The organism is Streptomyces sp. NPDC047000, from assembly GCF_040644295.1.
Lineage (GTDB): Bacteria > Actinomycetota > Actinomycetes > Streptomycetales > Streptomycetaceae > Streptomyces.
In genome coordinates this window covers 120,025-137,232 of sequence record NZ_JBEYWE010000014.1, presented here as the reverse complement: position 1 = coordinate 137,232, position 17,208 = coordinate 120,025, and the positions used below count along the sequence as shown (strand labels likewise).

Annotated in this window: 13 protein-coding genes; 9 read left to right on the top strand and 4 right to left on the bottom strand. The window is 71.4% G+C overall.

Going from position 1 to position 17,208, the window contains the following annotated elements:
* The first annotated feature begins 151 nt into the window (after positions 1-151).
* The gene (gene hflX, locus ABZ862_RS22605) at positions 152-1,645 is read left to right on the top strand and encodes a GTPase HflX (protein WP_360960763.1); all 1,494 of its coding nucleotides are present in this window, start codon (positions 152-154) and stop codon (positions 1,643-1,645) included.
* 93 nt (positions 1,646-1,738) lie between these two features.
* On the opposite strand, the gene ABZ862_RS22600 is transcribed toward hflX, so the two are convergent.
* Positions 1,739-2,980, bottom strand: a complete 1,242-nt coding sequence (locus ABZ862_RS22600) for a hypothetical protein (protein ID WP_360960761.1) — start codon at positions 2,978-2,980, stop codon at positions 1,739-1,741.
* 107 nt (positions 2,981-3,087) lie between these two features.
* Positions 3,088-4,314, bottom strand: coding sequence for a hypothetical protein (locus tag ABZ862_RS22595; RefSeq protein WP_360960759.1), 1,227 nt, complete (start codon positions 4,312-4,314; stop codon positions 3,088-3,090).
* Positions 4,315-4,580: 266 nt separating this feature from the next.
* On the opposite strand from ABZ862_RS22595, the gene ABZ862_RS22590 reads away from it, so the two are divergent.
* The 3 genes from ABZ862_RS22590 to ABZ862_RS22580 all read left to right on the top strand — a co-directional run bounded on the left by ABZ862_RS22590 (position 4,581) and on the right by ABZ862_RS22580 (position 8,487).
* A complete protein-coding gene (locus tag ABZ862_RS22590; RefSeq protein ID WP_360960757.1) occupies positions 4,581-5,648 on the top strand; it encodes a maleylacetate reductase in 1,068 nt (355 codons plus the stop codon).
* Positions 5,649-6,132: 484 nt separating this feature from the next.
* Positions 6,133-6,456: a hypothetical protein gene (locus ABZ862_RS22585; protein ID WP_360960755.1), complete on the top strand. Its 324-nt coding sequence runs from the start codon at positions 6,133-6,135 to the stop codon at positions 6,454-6,456.
* 12 nt (positions 6,457-6,468) lie between these two features.
* Positions 6,469-8,487 (top strand): ATP-dependent DNA helicase, encoded by a 2,019-nt coding sequence (locus ABZ862_RS22580; protein ID WP_360960753.1) that lies wholly within the window; start codon positions 6,469-6,471, stop codon positions 8,485-8,487.
* 378 nt (positions 8,488-8,865) lie between these two features.
* On the opposite strand, the gene lexA is transcribed toward ABZ862_RS22580, so the two are convergent.
* Positions 8,866-9,648 carry a transcriptional repressor LexA gene (gene lexA, locus ABZ862_RS22575; protein ID WP_360960751.1) on the bottom strand — a complete coding sequence of 261 codons (783 nt, stop codon included), beginning with the start codon at positions 9,646-9,648 and terminating at the stop codon, positions 8,866-8,868.
* Positions 9,649-10,204: 556 nt separating this feature from the next.
* On the opposite strand from lexA, the gene nrdR reads away from it, so the two are divergent.
* Complete coding sequence (gene nrdR, locus ABZ862_RS22570) at positions 10,205-10,756, top strand: transcriptional regulator NrdR (RefSeq protein WP_360960749.1); 552 nt, start codon at positions 10,205-10,207, stop codon at positions 10,754-10,756.
* Between the two features lie 165 nt (positions 10,757-10,921).
* Complete coding sequence (locus ABZ862_RS22565; protein WP_360960747.1) at positions 10,922-13,816, top strand: vitamin B12-dependent ribonucleotide reductase; 2,895 nt, start codon at positions 10,922-10,924, stop codon at positions 13,814-13,816.
* Positions 13,817-13,975: 159 nt separating this feature from the next.
* On the opposite strand, the gene ABZ862_RS22560 is transcribed toward ABZ862_RS22565, so the two are convergent.
* Positions 13,976-14,506 carry a TerD family protein gene (locus ABZ862_RS22560; RefSeq protein ID WP_360960745.1) on the bottom strand — a complete coding sequence of 177 codons (531 nt, stop codon included), beginning with the start codon at positions 14,504-14,506 and terminating at the stop codon, positions 13,976-13,978.
* Between the two features lie 153 nt (positions 14,507-14,659).
* On the opposite strand from ABZ862_RS22560, the gene ABZ862_RS22555 reads away from it, so the two are divergent.
* The 3 genes from ABZ862_RS22555 to ABZ862_RS22545 all read left to right on the top strand — a co-directional run bounded on the left by ABZ862_RS22555 (position 14,660) and on the right by ABZ862_RS22545 (position 17,045).
* Positions 14,660-15,265 (top strand): YdbC family protein, encoded by a 606-nt coding sequence (locus ABZ862_RS22555; RefSeq protein ID WP_360960743.1) that lies wholly within the window; start codon positions 14,660-14,662, stop codon positions 15,263-15,265.
* Positions 15,266-15,470: 205 nt separating this feature from the next.
* Positions 15,471-16,130, top strand: a complete 660-nt coding sequence (locus ABZ862_RS22550; RefSeq protein ID WP_360960741.1) for a phosphoglycerate mutase family protein — start codon at positions 15,471-15,473, stop codon at positions 16,128-16,130.
* 12 nt (positions 16,131-16,142) lie between these two features.
* Positions 16,143-17,045, top strand: a complete 903-nt coding sequence (locus tag ABZ862_RS22545; RefSeq protein WP_360960739.1) for an ADP-ribosylglycohydrolase family protein — start codon at positions 16,143-16,145, stop codon at positions 17,043-17,045.
* Positions 17,046-17,208 lie beyond the last annotated feature (163 nt).

The following is a 17,208-nucleotide window of genomic DNA, read 5'->3' as shown; positions in this document are numbered from 1 at the left end:
CGCGCCGCCCCGTGCGACCATCGTCGGGTCGGCGCGCGCAGCGAGGCGGGTGCGGGGAATCTTCCCGGCCGCCCGCGCGTTGCCATGAGTGACGGACCGGCTCCGCCACGAACCGTCACCGCATCCGTGTTCCTCACGACGTAAGGGCCCAATGACCTCCTCTTCTTCCTCTTCCCAGGACACCAGGCGCGCAGCGCACTCCTACCCCGAAGGTCTCCGGGCCGATGCCCTGATGGAAGAGGACGTCGCCTGGAGCCACGAGATCGACGGGGAGCGGGACGGCGACCAGCTCGACCGCTCCGAGCGCGCGGCCCTGCGCCGTGTGATCGGCCTCTCCACCGAACTCGAGGACGTCACCGAGGTCGAGTACCGCCAGCTCCGCCTGGAGCGGGTCGTCCTCGTCGGCGTCTGGACCACGGGAACCGTGCAGGACGCGGAGAACTCCCTGGCCGAGCTCGCCGCCCTCGCGGAGACCGCGGGAGCGCTCGTGCTCGACGGTGTCATCCAGCGCCGTGACAAGCCGGACGCGGCCACCTACATCGGCTCCGGCAAGGCCGAGGAACTGCGCGACGTCGTCATCGAGACGGGCGCGGACACCGTCGTGTGCGACGGTGAACTCAGCCCCGGCCAGCTGATCCACCTCGAGGACGTCGTCAAGGTCAAGGTCATCGACCGTACGGCCCTGATCCTGGACATCTTCGCCCAGCACGCCAAGTCCCGGGAGGGCAAGGCGCAGGTGGCGCTCGCGCAGATGCAGTACATGCTGCCGAGGCTGCGCGGCTGGGGCCAGTCGCTGTCCCGGCAGATGGGCGGCGGCAAGGGCGGCGGCCTCGCCACCCGCGGTCCCGGTGAGACGAAGATCGAGACGGACCGGCGCCGGATCCGCGAGAAGATGGCGAAGATGCGCCGGGAGATCGGGGAGATGAAGACCGGCCGCGAGATCAAGCGTCAGGAGCGCAAGCGCCACAAGGTGCCCTCCGTCGCCATCGCGGGCTACACCAACGCGGGCAAGTCGTCGCTGCTCAACCGCCTCACGGGGGCGGGCGTGCTGGTCGAGAACGCCCTGTTCGCGACCCTGGACCCGACCGTGCGCCGGGCCGAGACCCCGAGCGGGCGGATCTACACGCTGGCGGACACCGTCGGCTTCGTACGCCATCTGCCGCACCACCTGGTCGAGGCGTTCCGCTCCACCATGGAGGAGGTCGGCGACGCCGATCTCATCCTGCACGTGGTGGACGGCTCGCACCCCGTGCCGGAGGAGCAGCTCGCCGCCGTGCGCGAGGTGATCCGCGACGTCGGCGCCACCGGCGTGCCCGAGATCGTCGTGATCAACAAGGCGGACATGGCCGACCCCCTGGTGCTCCAGCGGCTGCTGCGGGTGGAGCAGCGCTCCATCGCGGTCTCGGCGCGCACCGGCCAGGGCATCGACAAGCTGCTCGCCCTGATCGACGACGAACTGCCGCGGCCGTCCGTCGAGATCGAGGCGCTGGTGCCGTACACGCACGGCAAGCTGGTCGCGCGCGCCCACACCGAGGGCGAGGTGATCTCCGAGGAGCACACCGCGGAGGGCACCCTGCTCAAGGTGCGGGTGCACGAGGAACTGGCCGCCGACCTCGCACCGTACGTACCGACCCCGGCCGCCTGACGCATCGCCGGGACGACACCCCGTACAGCCCGAAGGCCCGCTCCCTCCGGGGGGCGGGCCTTCGGCGTGGTGGGCGGGACGGACCGGTGGCGGTCAGCGGCCGCCGTAGGTCTCGCTCATGTTCTGGTAGAGGGCCTCCGCCTCCTTGCCGAGCTGCGGGCCCGCGAGCCAGGTGTTGCCGGCCGGGCCGATCGAGGTGTTCGAGACCAGTTCGGTCCTGCCGTCCACCACCCGGAACCAGCCGCCGCCGGACGAGCCGCCGGTCATGGTGCAGCCGATGCGGTACATCGTCGGCAGCGACGTGCCCAGCGACAGTCGGCCGGGCCGGTCGAGGCACTTGAACATCGTCAGACCGCTGTACGGCGGAGCCGCCGGGTAGCCCCAGGCGCCCATCGAGGACACCTGGGTCGCCGACGGGGCCGAGAAGTCCACGTCGAGCGCGGCGCCGACCGTCTCCTCCAGCGACTTGGAGCCGTGCTCCGGCTTCACGTGCAGAACGGCGTAGTCGTACGGCGCGCCGGCGCCGCCCGACTCCGAGCCGCCCCGGATCCACTCCTTCGACGTCGACGCCCAGTCCGCCCACCAGCTGCCGTACGGGGCGATCTGCGAGCTGCTGGAGTTGTTCAGCTGCGACGCGGACCTGCCGAGGTCGTTGTAGGCAGGGACGAAGGCGATGTTGCGGTACCAGCCGCCGCCCGAACCGGCGTGCACACAGTGACCCGCCGTCCACACCAGGTTGGACCTGCCCGGGTGGTTGACGTCCTTGACGACCGTGCCGGAGCAGACCATCGAGCCCTCGGGGGAGTCGAAGAAGACCTTGCCCACCGGAGCCGCGTGCTCGTGGTAGGGCGTCTTCTCCGCCACCGCCCGCACGGGCTGCGGCTCCGGGTCGCTGACGCCCTGGTCGGCGGCGGCGTCCTTCGTGGTGAGCGTCTTGTCGGCCTCCTTGGCGGACTTCATCCGCTCCGGCTTCCACAGACCCTCGATCACCGGATTGACGAAGTCCTTGGCCTCACTGAGCCACTTGTCCTTGTCCCAGTTCTTCCAGGCGCCGTTCTTCCACTTGCCGGCATCGATCCCGTGCTCCTCGAGCCTGCGGGCGATGTCGCCCGGGAGCGCCGCCTTGCCGTCGCCGCCGCCGGCGGTCGGGGAAGCGGTGGCACCGGACGTGCCACCGGCCTTGCCGTCACCGGAACCGCCGCCGCAGGCGGTCGCGGTGAGCGCCAGGGCGGCGAGGAGACCGGTGGCGGCGAGCACGGTACGGTGCCGGCCGCGCCGCGGTGCGGTGGCCGCCGTGGGCGACCCGGGTATGGAGGACTTCGTGGTGGGACGCATGGTGCGGTGACCCCCGTGTGCGATGGTGGAGTTGATCGTGGAGCCGATGGCGGAACGAGGCGGAACGGGGCGGGAGGGGGATGCCGGCCGGCGGCCGGCGGACGCCGCTACCGGCCGGCGAACTTCTTGCTCACCGACTGGTACACGCCCTTGGCCACGTCACCCAGCCGGGGACCCGCCAGCCAGCCGGAACTCACCGGCCCGATCGAGGTGTTGGACACCAGCACCGGCTTGCCGTCGGAGCCCGTCTCCGTCCAGCCGCCGCCGGACGAGCCGCCGGTCATGGTGCAGCCGATGCGGTACATCGTGGGGTCGGTGTCGTTGAGCGAGAGCCGTCCCGGCTTGTCCTGGCACTGGTACAGCTTCTGCCCGTCGAACGGCGCCGCCGCCGGGTAGCCGCTCGCGGTGATCGCCGACACCTTCGGCACCGCCGGCGCGTCGAAGTTCACCTTCAGGGCCGAACCGACCGTCTCCTCCAGCGACTTGCCGCTGCCGCCCTGTTCCGGCGTCACATGGATGACCGCGTAGTCGTACGGGGCCCCGTCGCCGCCCGTCTCGCCGCCCTGCTCGATCCACTGCTGGGACGTCTGCGCCCAGTCCGCCCACCAGGCGCCGTACGGGGCGACCTCGGCCCTGGGAGCGCCCTGGAGCTGCTGCTCCGTCCTGCCGGAGTCGTTGTACGACGGCACGAAGGCGATGTTGCGGTACCAGCCGCCCTTCTTGCCGGCGTGCACGCAATGACCCGCGGTCCAGATCAGGTTGGACTTGCCCGGGTGAGCCGGGTCCTCGACGACCGTCGCGGAGCAGACCATCGTGCCCTCGGGGGCGTCGAAGAACACCTTGCCGGCGGTGGCGGCGTTGACGTGGTAGGCCGGAGCCACGGCCTGGGCCCTGACCGGCACCGGCGTCGGGTCGGTCACCCCCTGGTCACCCGAGATGTCGTTGGCGACGGCCTTGTCGGGGTCGTTGGCCTCACGCATGCGGTCCGAGTCCCACAGACCCTTGATGATCGGGTTGACGAAGTCGTTGGCCTCGCGCAGCCAGTCGTCCTTGTTCCAGTTCTTCCAGGCGCCGTTCTTCCACTTGTCGATGTCGATCCCGTGCTCTTTGAGCTTGTTCCTGATGTCGTCCGGGATCTTGATCTTGCCGTCACCGGCGCCGTCACCCGTGGCGGCGGTGGCGGATGCCTGGCCGTCCGCCTTCGGGTCGCCCGACTGGCACGCGGTCGCGGTGAGGGCCAGCGCGGAGGCGAGAGCGACGGCCGCCAGCACGGGCGGGGTGCGTCGGGCGCTCCTTCCCCGGCGAGCGGTGGCGGACGGCCGTATGGTTGGCATGGTGGTGACTCCCCCTGCAGTGAAGGATCTGAGCGCCTGATCCGCGATCTCGGCGTGAACCCGGGGGAGTTCATACCGGTCCCACGGATCTCCGGGAACGGCACCTCACACTATGCGCTCGCTGTGGGCGACTTCCCACGGAACGGCAACGGTTCGGCTACAAGGCGCCTGACCTGGCTCGGCGCCCGATCGCCGTACGGCCGCGTACGGCGGGCACCGGACGGGCCGTGCCCCCTGCGAGCGGCCGACGGAAGGACACCTGCCCCATGCCCGCGGTTCCCGCCCAGCCCGACGGAGCCCCTCTCACCGTGTACGAGACGCATCCCTGCCGGGTCCTGCTCGGGCGCGGCGCCCGCGGGAAGGTCCCCGGCGAGGCCGAACGGCTCGGCGCCCGGCGGGTGCTGCTCGTGGAGACCCGCTCCGCCGCGGCCGCCGCCGGTGAACTGGCCGCCGCCCTGGGCGGTGTCCTGGCCGCCCGGTTCGCCGGACCCGTCGTCCACACTCCCGTCGAGGTGACCGACGAGGCCATGCGGACCGTCCGCGCCACCCGGGCGGACCTGGTCGTCGCCCTCGGGGGAGGGGCGGCGATCGGGCTGGGCAAGGCCCTGTCGGCCAGGACCGGGGTGCCCCAGATAGCTGTACCGACCACGTACGCGGGCTCCGAGGCGACCCCCGTCCTGGGCGAGACCGCGGGCGGCCGCAAGACCACCCGCCGCGATCCCTCCCTCGCCCCGGGAACCGTGGTGTACGACCCCGAACTCACGGTCACGATGCCACCGGGACTCACCCTGACGAGCGCCCTCAACGCGCTCGCGCACGCCGTCGAGGCGCTGTGGGCCCCGGACGCCACCGCCGTCACCGACGCGCTGGCGGGCGAGGCCGCGGCACGCATCACGGACGCCCTGCCCCGGGTGCTCGACGACCCCACCGCCCTCCCCGCCCGCGAGGAACTCCAGTCGGCCGCCTGGCTCGCCGGGATCTGCCTCGCGCAGACCCGTATGGGGCTGCACCACCAGCTGGCGCACGCGCTGGGCGGCACGTTCGACCTGCCGCACGCGGAACTGCACGCCCTGCTGCTGCCGCACGTACTGGAGTTCAACCTCCCGGCGGCTCCCCGGGCCGCCGCCCGCCTGACACAGGCCCTGCGGGGCGACCCCGTCGCCGTCGTCGGTGCGCTCGCGCGCCGCCACACCGGCCCCGGACGGCTGCGCGACCTGGGCGTGCCCCGTGACGGCCTGCGCGCCGTCGCGGAGGAGGTCGGCGCCCGCCCCTACCCGAATCCGCGCCCTCCGGCCGCGGACGAGGTGACAGCACTGCTCGAACGCGCCTGGTGACGCGACACGCCCGGGTCCACGAAGAATGCCGAAGACACCCGTGACCTCCGCGCATCCTCCGCAGTTGCGCATGACGGGGCCGGCCGTCCGTGACGGTCCCGTGAAACCTGGGACGGGGGCGGGACCGAGGTGGGGGCTGAGGTGGGTCCGGGCCGGGACGGTGACGGTGATGTGCCGCGACCACGGCGACGCGCTCGGCGCCGGCCACAGCCCCGGGATCGGGGAGACGGCCGCCCCCGAGGCCGTCCTGCCCGCCCGCGTACGAGCCGTCGACGCGGCACCGCGGCGGAACCTGCGGGCGCCGGAACGGCGGGACGCGCAGGACCCGGAGCGCGCAGCACACGGGACGGACGCGCAGGACCCGGGACGTGCGCAGGAGAGCGGCTCGCCCCGGTCTCCACGCCCGCACACGGCCGTACGGCGCCCTGACCGGTGCGCCGAGCCTCCGCAGCCCGTCCCCCGTCCCTTCCGAAAGGAGCACGCCGTGCCGTCCACCGAGGCGGGTGCCGCCGCCGGTCCGGACCGGGCCCCGGCCGACCTGCCCGCAGCCGACCTGCCGCCCACCTTCCGGCGCCCGGCACCGGGAGTGGCCCGGGGCGAGGGAACGGGCCGGGGAACGGACCCGGGCTGGGACAGCGAGGAGACCCTGGAGCTGCGCCTGCCCGGCAGGGTCCCCGCGCCCGCCCCTTCAGACCCCTCCACCTCCTCCACCCCCTCCACCCCGTGCACCCCTTTCGCCCCCTTCACCACTCCCGACCGCCCCGGGCGCCGGGGGCTTGATCACCCGATTGTCAGTGCCGGGTCGTAGGGTGGTCGCGCTATGACGAAGCCCTCACTCCCCGAACTCCTGCATGCCGCCGTCGCAGCCGTCGGCGGTACGGAGCGCCCCGGCCAGGTGGCCATGGCCGAAGCCGCCGCAGAGGCCATCGACGACGGCTCCCACCTGCTGGTCCAGGCCGGCACCGGCACCGGTAAATCGCTCGGGTACCTGGTGCCCGCGCTCGCGCACGGGGAGCGCGTCGTCGTCGCGACGGCCACCCTCGCCCTGCAGCGCCAGCTCGTGGAGCGCGATCTCCCGCGCACCGTCGAGGCCCTGCATCCGCTGCTGCGCCGCCGGCCGGAGTTCGCGATGCTCAAGGGCAGATCGAACTACCTGTGCCTGCACCGTCTGAACGAGGGCGTGCCCCAGGACGAGGAGGACGGCCTCTTCGACCAGTTCGAGGCCGCCGCGCCCACCAGCAAGCTGGGCCAGGACCTGCTGCGCCTGCGGGACTGGGCCGACGAGACCGAGACCGGCGACCGCGACAACCTCACACCGGGCGTCTCGGACCGTGCCTGGGCTCAGGTGTCGGTGTCCTCCCGGGAGTGCCTGGGCGCGCCGAAGTGCGCCTACGGCGCCGAGTGCTTCGCGGAGACGGCCCGGGAACAGGCCAAGCTCGCCGACGTCGTGGTCACCAACCACGCCCTGCTCGCGATCGACGCCATCGAGGGTGCCCCCGTGCTGCCGCAGCACGAGGTCCTCATCGTCGACGAGGCGCACGAACTGGTCTCCCGCGTCACCGGCGTGGCCACCGGCGAGCTGACCCCCGGTCAGGTCAACCGGGCGGTCCGGCGCGCCGCCAAACTGGTGAACGAGAAGGCCGCCGACCAGCTGCAGACCGCCGCGGAGGGCTTCGAGCGGCTGATGGAACTGGCGCTGCCCGGCCGCCTGGAGGAGATCCCGGAGGACCTCGGCTACGCCCTGATGGCGTTGCGGGACGCCGCGCGCACCGTCATCTCCGCGATCGGCGCGACCCGTGACAAGTCCGTCCAGGACGAGGACGCGGTCCGCAAGCAGGCCCTGGCCTCGGTGGAGACGGTCCACGACGTGGCGGAGCGGATCGTGAACGGCTCCGAATGGGACGTCGTCTGGTACGAGCGGCACGAACCCCGCGGCGGAGCCGCCGCCTATCGACCCGGCGGTGCGTCCCTGCGGGTGGCTCCCATGAACGTCTCGGGGCTGCTGAGGGAGAAGCTCTTCACGGACCGCTCCGTCGTCCTGACCTCGGCGACGCTGAAGCTCGGCGGCGACTTCAACGGCGTCGGAGCCTCCCTCGGCCTCGCCCCCGAAGGCACCCGGGGCGACGACCTGCCGCAGTGGAAGGGCGTCGACGTGGGCTCGCCGTTCGACTACCCCAGACAGGGCATCCTCTACGTGGCCAAGCACCTCGCGCGCCCGGCGCGCGACGGCGACCGCGCCGACATGCTCGACGAGCTGACGGAGCTGATCCAGGCCGCCGGCGGCCGTACCCTCGGCCTGTTCTCCTCCATGCGGGCCGCGCAGCTGGCGGCCGAGGAGCTGCGCTCGCGCATTCCGGAGTACCCGATCCTGCTCCAGGGCGAGGAGACCCTCGGCGAGCTGATCAAGAACTTCGCGGCCGATCCGCAGACCTGCCTGTTCGGCACGCTGTCGCTCTGGCAGGGTGTCGATGTCCCCGGGCCCAGCTGCCAGCTGGTCGTCATGGACAAGATCCCGTTCCCGCGCCCTGACGACCCGCTGATGAGCGCCCGCCAGAAGGCGGTCGAGGAGGCGGGCGGCAACGGCTTCATGGCCGTGGCCGCGACCCACGCCGCGCTGCTGATGGCCCAGGGCGCCGGCCGTCTGGTCAGGGCGTCGGGCGACCGGGGTGTCGTCGCCGTCCTCGACCAGCGGCTCGCGACCGCGCGCTACGGGAGCTATCTCAGGGCGTCGATGCCGGACTTCTGGCTCACCACCGACCGCAACCAGGTGCGCAAGTCCCTTGCCGCCATCGACGCGGCGGCGAAGCGGGAACAGCAGGAAGAAGCGGAACAGGAGTAGCGGCGGCATCATCCCGCAGCCGCGGCACGGCCACCGGTCATGGGCCACCGAGACCGGCCGGCCGTCCGCTGTGCCGGCGTCCGGGCGCCTTCGGCGGGTCCGGTGGGGTGGGTCTGGCCGGTGGGGTGGGCCTGGACGGGCGGGACCTGGGGCGAGGGGCCCTGGCGTCGGCCCGGTCGCCGGGGCCGCCTGTCCGCTTTCCCGGTGGCCGGCCGCCCTCCGGCGGTTGCGGACCGGTGGGTCCAGGTCGCCGGTCCGGGACGGCCGCCCCGGACGGACGGCGGGGACGCCCTGTCCGCGCACAGCAGGACCCCGGAACCGGCGCAGTTGGTTCCGGGGCCCGGTCAGGGGGCCAGGGGGACCCGCCCGGCACCGTCGTCAGACGCGGCGCAGTACGGCCACCACCTTGCCGAGGATGGTCGCGTCGTCGCCCGGGATGGGCTCGTAGGCCGCGTTGTGCGGGAGCAGCCACACATGGCCGTCCTCGCGCTTGAAGCGCTTCACGGTGGCCTCGCCTTCCAGCATCGCGGCGACGATGTCACCGTTCTCGGCGACGGGCTGACGGCGGACGGTGACCCAGTCGCCGTCACAGATCGCGGCCTCGATCATCGAGTCGCCGACGACCTTCAGCACGAACAGCTCGCCGTCCCCGACGAGCTGCCGGGGCAGGGGGAAGACGTCCTCGACCGACTCCTCGGCGAGGATTGGGCCACCGGCGGCGATCCGGCCGACCAGCGGGACGTAGGACGCGGCGGGCTTGCCGGCGGTGTCCGCGGGCTGCATGGAGACGGCCTGGTCGGAGCCGCGCACCTCGTACGCGCGCGGGCGGTGCGGGTCACGGCGCAGGAAACCCTTGCGCTCGAGTGCCATCAGCTGGTGCGCGACCGAGGAGGTGCTGGAGAGCCCGACGGCCTGACCGATCTCCCGCATGGACGGCGGGTACCCCCGCCGCTGGACGGAGTCCCTGATGACCTCGATCACCCGGCGCTGCCGGTCGGTGAGTCCCGAGCTGTCGGCCCGGATACCTGGAGGTCGGCCCGGCAGGGAGCGCTTGTGTCCCTCTGGACTGGCGGCGGCTTCGTTCATGGCATGCACCGGCTCGTATCGGCCCTGGGAGCGGTCCTGGGCGGTGATGGTGGCACTGTCTGCGGTCGTGGTCACGTCGTCGGCCCCTCTCGATGGTCTCCCTGCAGCACAACGGTAGTTGCTTTCGAAAGGTTGCGCCAAACACACGTTCGAGTGAAAAAGTGCGGATTGCCTGACTTGATCATGTGTCCGGGTGTATGGCCGACGCGGCGCCAGGCGGAGCGGCCGGTTGCTGTACTCTCCGCCGCCGGGGTGCGACCTCGTGGCTGCCACGCCGCCCTCGTCCGCCGTCCGGGCGCCCGCCGGGCCCTTTCCGCACGGGACCTCTGGGCCTCCCGTGCGCGGCCCCCACGCTATCCCCGCAGCCGCCGCGGCGATACGGCCGCGCGTCCGCGTGTTCCGCTTCGGCGACCGTGGGTACCCGTCGCGCGGCGGTCCGTAGGCGACACGCGGGATTGTGCCGGAGTGTGGGCCAATACCCACATCTAGTGGTTGGATGGCTTAAGCGGCCCAGAAGTTGTGGTCCCCCGGGTCTTCGGAGCCCTGGCGATCGCCTATGCTGAGGGCTGCTTCGCGGGGCCCGGGTGGCCCTGTGAGGTCAATGAGTCTGCTGCGAGGAGGGTCGGAAACCATGCACTGCCCCTTCTGCAGGCACCCCGACAGCCGTGTCGTCGACAGCCGTACGACGGACGACGGCACGTCGATCCGCAGGCGCCGTCAGTGCCCGGAGTGCTCCCGCCGCTTCACGACCGTCGAGACGTGTTCGCTCATGGTGGTCAAGCGGTCCGGGGTCACCGAGCCGTTCAGCCGCACCAAGGTCATCAACGGCGTGCGCAAGGCGTGCCAGGGGCGCCCGGTCACCGAGGACGCCCTCGCCCAGCTCGGCCAGCGGGTCGAGGAGGCGGTGCGCGCCACCGGGAGTGCCGAGCTGACCACCCACGACGTGGGACTGGCCATACTCGGCCCGTTGCAGGAACTCGACCTCGTCGCCTATCTGCGATTCGCCTCCGTCTACCGGGCGTTCGACACGCTCGAGGACTTCGAGGCCGCCATCGCGGAGCTGAGGGAGGCGACACCGGACCCCGCCGCGGACGACGACGACGCGGCAGCGGGGAGCCGTGAGGACGGAACGGGCCCCGCGGGGACCGTCCAGGTCCCGGAGCCCACCCGCGCCGCCGGCTGACCGGCGGGCCGGAAACCGGGCGGAAGCCCCGGATCCGGCCGGGCGGCGGCGCGGCAAGACCTGTTGCGGGCGGCAGCGTGAGGCTGCCTGCAACACCAGACAGAAACACGATGCCATGGGAACAGCGTGGCATTTCAGGGCGTTTCGCCCGTACAGGGAGGCGGCATGACAGAGACGGCGAGCGGTCCGGCACGAGGTTCCCGGACCAAGGGGACCAGGGCCACCAAGGGACTGCGTATCGAGCGCGTCCACACCACCCCCGGCGTGCATCCGTACGACGAGGTGATCTGGGAGCGCCGTGACGTCGTCATGACCAACTGGCGCGACGGCTCGGTCAATTTCGAGCAGCGTGGCGTCGAGTTCCCCGACTTCTGGTCGGTGAACGCGGTCAACATCGTCACCAGCAAGTACTTCCGCGGTGCCCTCGGCACCCCGCAGCGCGAGGTCAGCCTCAAGGAGCTGATCGACCGCATCGTCAAGACGTACCGGAAGGCCGGGGAGGACCACAAGTACTTCGTTTCGCCCGCGGACGCCGAGATCTTCGAGCACGAGCTGGCGTACGCCCTGCTGCACCAGATCTTCAGCTTCAACAGCCCCGTCTGGTTCAACGTCGGCACCCCGCAGCCCCAGCAGGTGTCCGCCTGCTTCATCCTGGCCGTCGACGACTCCATGGAGTCGATCCTCGACTGGTACAAGGAAGAGGGGATGATCTTCAAGGGCGGCTCCGGAGCCGGCCTGAACCTCTCCCGTATCCGTTCCTCCAAGGAACTGCTCTCCTCCGGCGGCAACGCCTCCGGTCCCGTCTCCTTCATGCGCGGCGCCGACGCCTCCGCCGGAACCATCAAGTCCGGCGGTGCCACCCGGCGCGCCGCCAAGATGGTCATCCTGGACGTCGACCACCCCGACATCGAGGGCTTCATCGAGACCAAGGTGAAGGAGGAGGAGAAGATCCGCGCCCTGCGCGACGCGGGCTTCGACATGGACCTGGGCGGCGACGACATCACGTCCGTCCAGTACCAGAACGCCAACAACTCGGTCCGGGTCAACGACGAGTTCATGAAGGCCGTCGAGCAGGGCGGCACCTTCGGACTGCGCGCGCGGATGACCGGCGAGGTCATCGAGAAGGTCGAGGCCAAGTCCCTCTTCCGCAAGATGGCCGAGGCCGCCTGGGCCTGCGCCGACCCCGGCATCCAGTACGACGACACGATCAACAACTGGCACACCTGCCCGGAGTCCGGCCGGATCAACGGCTCGAACCCCTGCAGCGAGTACATGCACCTGGACAACACGTCCTGCAACCTCGCGTCGCTGAACCTGATGAAGTTCCTCAAGGACGACGGCAAGGGCACCCAGTCCTTCGACGTCGACCGCTTCACCCAGGTCGTCGAGCTGGTCATCACGGCGATGGACATCTCCATCTGCTTCGCCGACTTCCCGACCGAGAAGATCGCCGAGAACACCCGCGCGTTCCGCCAGCTCGGCATCGGCTACGCCAACCTCGGCGCCCTGCTGATGGCGACCGGCCACGCCTACGACTCCGAGGGCGGCCGGTCCCTCGCCGGTGCCATCACCTCCCTGATGACCGGCACGGCCTACCGGCGCTCCGCCGAGCTCGCCGCGGTCGTCAGCCCGTACGACGGCTACGCGCGCAACGCCGACGCCCACAACCGCGTCATGAAGCAGCACTCCGACGCCAACGCGGTGGCCGTCCGCATGGACGACCTCGACACGCCGATCTGGGCCGCCGCCACGGAGGCCTGGCAGGACGTGCTGCGCCTGGGCGAGAAGAACGGCTTCCGCAACGCCCAGGCGTCCGTCCTGGCGCCCACCGGCACGATCGGCCTGGCGATGTCCTGCGACACGACCGGTGTCGAGCCCGACCTCGCCCTGGTCAAGTTCAAGAAGCTGGTCGGCGGCGGCTCGATGCAGATCGTCAACGGCACCGTGCCGCAGGCCCTGCGCCGCCTGGGCTACCAGGAGGAGCAGATCGAGGCGATCGTCGCCCACATCGCCGAGAACGGCAATGTGATCGACGCGCCCGGCCTCAGGCACGAGCACTACGAGGTGTTCGACTGCGCCATGGGCGAGCGCGCCATCTCCCCGATGGGGCACGTCCGCATGATGGCCGCGATCCAGCCGTGGATCTCGGGCGCGATCTCCAAGACGGTCAACATGCCGGAGTCGGCGACCGTCGAGGAGGTCGAGGAGATCTACTTCGAGGCCTGGAAGCTCGGCGTCAAGGCCCTCGCGATCTACCGGGACAACTGCAAGGTCGGCCAGCCCCTCTCCGCGAAGACCAAGGAGAAGGAGAAGACCGAGGTCACCGCGAAGGCCGAGGACACGATCCGTGCGGCGGTCGAGAAGGTCGTCGAGTACCGTCCGGTCCGCAAGCGCCTGCCCAAGGGCCGTCCGGGCATCACCACGTCCTTCACGGTCGGTGGCGCCGAGGGCTACATGACCGCCAATTCCTACCCGGACGACGGTCTCGGCGAGGTCTTCCTGAAGATGTCCAAGCAGGGTTCGACCCTCGCCGGCATGATGGACGCGTTCTCCATCGCGGTCTCGGTGGGCCTCCAGTACGGCGTGCCGCTGGAGACGTACGTCGCGAAGTTCACCAACATGCGCTTCGAGCCGGCCGGTATGACGGACGACCCGGACGTGCGGATGGCGCAGTCGATCGTCGACTACATCTTCCGTCGCCTGGCGCTCGACTTCCTGCCCTTCGAGACGCGCTCCGCGCTCGGCATCCACTCCGCCGAGGAGCGTCAGCGCCACCTGGAGACGGGGTCGTACGAGCCCGCCGACGACGAGGTGGACGTCGAGGGCCTCGCCCAGTCGGCGCCGCGCGCCCAGGAGCTGAAGGCCGTGTCGGCCGCCACGGCCGAGATCGCGACGGCCCAGCCGGCGCCGCGGCAGGCCCACACCAGCGCCGAACTGGTGGAGATGCAGCTGGGCATCCACGCGGACGCGCCGCTGTGCTTCTCCTGCGGCACCAAGATGCAGCGGGCCGGCTCCTGCTACATCTGCGAGGGCTGCGGTTCGACGAGCGGCTGCAGCTGAGTCCGTTCGCCCGGCGGGTGTGAGACGCTCGCCGGGCGTGGCACGACGGACCGAGGGCGGTGGAACCGGGAACTCCCGGGTCCACCGCCCTCGGCGTCGTCCGCCGGCCACGTCCGCCGATGACGTCCGGCTGCGCGGACCGGTCGGCCGGCGTGCGGACTACTGCCGGGCGTCGCCCATGACACGGGTGAAGACCGCCGGGTCGTCCTCGAAGCCGTGCAGTCCGGGGCGGAAGGCCCAGCCGCCGCCCTTCTCCTGCACGAACTCCGCCACCGTGCACGCCGTGGCGGCGGGCACCGATCCGAAGTCGTCCTCGGCGAGCACGGTGTAGCCCTCACGGACCCGCACCCCCGGGTTGAGGACCCCGGAGAACGTGCGCTCCATGCCGCGCTGCTGGATGATCACACCGACCACGACGCGCGCGTAGCGGCCGTCGAGCCGGTCGAGTTCGACCGTCATGACCTCGTCCCAGCCGAAGCCCTTGCCGTCCGTGCTGTCACGGTTGAGATAGATGGTGCCGTCCGGCGACCGGCTGTCGAAGTGCACCACGTACGCGGGCGGTCCGTACGGATCGCCCGGCGGATAGGTCGCGGCGACGAGATCCAGATCGGTGGGCGGCTGCCCGGCCGGACTCGGATCCCACTTCAGCGCGACCTCGACCCTGCGGATGCCTTTGCTGAGGCCGTTCAACAGGCTTCCCCTTCCCCGTTCCCGTTGCCTCCACCCCAACTACTGGGCGAACAAGGCTTTTTGTCCATCGTGCCACGTGTGCGCGGGAGCGTGCGCGGGTCCCGTCCGTCCGCGCCGTGCCGGTGCCGCCTTCCATGGCCTTACCATGGCGCGGTGCTGGTCAAGTGGATTCGCTGCACCGTGGTGGACCGTCGCGGTTTCGAGCGGGGGCAGCGGAAGTGGGCGGGGCTTCTGGGAGAACCGGGATTCCGTGGGCAGGGCGGTGGCTGGAGCCGGGGGCGTCCCGGCGTGGCGCACGTCTTCGCCTTCTGGGAGAGCCGTGCCTTCTACGACTCCTTCATGGCCCGCTCGCACGACCGGCTGGCCGCGACCCAGGCGGGCACTTTCAAGGACTCCCAGGTCAGGTTGTTCGAGTACCGCTTCGACGTGAAGACCGGCTTCGAGCCCCGCTTCACCGAGGCCGACCTGGTCCGCGTGGCGCACGCCCGGGTCCACGAGGAGCGGGTGGACAACTTCACGCTGATGCAGGAGAAGGTCTGGAACCCCGCCATGGCCGGCTCGCCGGGCATGATCCGGGGGATGTTCGCCGAGGCCCCGGGGAACGAGTTCCTCGTGATGTCGATGTGGCAGTCGGCCGCCGAGCACGGGAAGTACCGCACCGAGCGGGTGGAGCGGCTCGCGCTGCGCGCCCAGACGGAGGCCGACGTCGCGGCCCTCAGCGGCGACATCGTGGAGCTCGAACCCAGCTGGACGGTGTGAATCCCCTGCGCACCGGAACGGCGGATGCGGCCGCTCCGTCGGGCGCGCACGACCGGTGCGCGGGGGCACGCGGTGGCATGGGAGGGCGCGGGAGGGCGCGCGGGTGGTGCACGCGGGACGACTGGTGCACGATTGATGTGATCTACGCCGTATGAGGCCCCTACGGGTGCTCGATCGGCGGTGACCCGATCTAGGGTTTCCTTCCATGGCAAGACCGCGGCGCATAGTACTGGTCCGGCACGGGGAGTCGGTCGGCAATGTCGACGACACCGTGTACGAGCGGGAGCCCGACCATGCGCTCCCGCTGACCGACCGCGGCTGGCAGCAGGCGGAGGAGACCGGCAAGACGGTGCGGGAGATCCTCGGCCGCGAGCAGGTGAGTGTGTACGTCTCCCCGTACCGGCGTACCCACGAGACCCTCCGCGCCTTCCATCTCGACCCCGACCTCATACGGGTGCGGGAGGAACCCCGGCTGCGGGAGCAGGACTGGGGCAACTGGCAGGACCGGGACGACGTACGGCTCCAGAAGGCCTACCGGGACGCCTACGGCCACTTCTTCTACCGTTTCGCCCAGGGGGAGTCCGGTGCCGACGTCTACGATCGGGTCGGCGGCTTCCTGGAGAGCCTCTTCCGCAGTTTCGAGGCCCCCGACCACCCGCCCAACGTGCTCATCGTGACGCACGGGCTGGCCATGCGGCTGTTCTGCATGCGCTGGTTCCACTGGACCGTCGCGGAATTCGAGTCGCTGTCGAATCCCGGGAACGCGGAGATGCGCATGCTCGTTCTGGGGAACGACGACCGTTACACCCTTGACAGGCCCTTCGACCGCTGGCGGGACCCGGAGTCGTACGGGACCGGCGGCTAGAGTGGCAGTCCGATGACCGTACACACCTCTTCCGGCGTACGTCTGGAGCGTGCCCTCGCCAGCCTGAGCGGACTGGCGGTGGGGGACGCGCTCGGTTCGCAGTTCTTCGTTCCCGGCAACCATCCGCTCCTCAGGCGCCGCGAACTGCCGGCCGGCCCCTGGCAGTGGACCGACGACACGGAGATGGCCTGCTCCGTGGTGGCGGTCCTGGCCGCGGAACAGCGCGTCGACCAGGACGCCCTGGCGCAGTCCTTCGCCCGGCACCATGACTTCGACCGGGGCTACGGCCCCGCTGTCGGCCGGCTCCTGCGGCTGGTGCGGGAGGGCGGCGACTGGCGCGAACTGGCCGCGGACCTCTTCGGCGGCCAGGGATCGTGGGGCAACGGCGCCGCGATGCGCATCGCCCCGCTGGGCGCCTGGTACGCGGACGACCCCGAGCAGGCCGTCCACCAGGCGGAGATCTCCGCCTATCCCACGCATCAGCACCGTGAGGCGGTGGTCGGCGCCATGGCCGTCGCCGCCGCTGCCGCGCTGGCCGCGGCCCCGGGCGGCCCGCCCGCCCCGGAGGCGCTGCTCGACGAGGTGGTCGGCCTCGTCCCGAAGAGCGCCGTCGGCGCGGGACTGCGGCGCGCCCGGGACATGCTCGACTACGGGGACGCCGCCACCGTCGCGGCCGTCCTGGGGTGCGGACGGCGTACGTCCGCCCACGACACCGTGCCCTTCGCGCTATGGTCGGCGGCCCGGGCGCTCGGTGACTACGAGGCCGCGTTCTGGACGACCGCCCAGGTCGGCGGCGACGTCGACACCACCTGCGCGATCGTGGGCGGTGTGCTGGCCGGTGCGAGGGCCGGGACACCGCCGGCCGCCTGGCTGGCGCGCACGGAGCGGCTGCCGGACTGGGTGCCCGGGGCGTAGGGGAAGGGCTGGAGCGAGGGCCCGGAGATCTCCGGGGCCGTTGAACCGCGCCTTCTTCTGGAGGACTCTGAGACTGATGGCCGAGCGGGCGCGTCGAGTACCACCATGAGCCGGCGGGCCACGGCGACGGTGAGCGCGATGCCGGGACGCCCGTCCAGGCGGG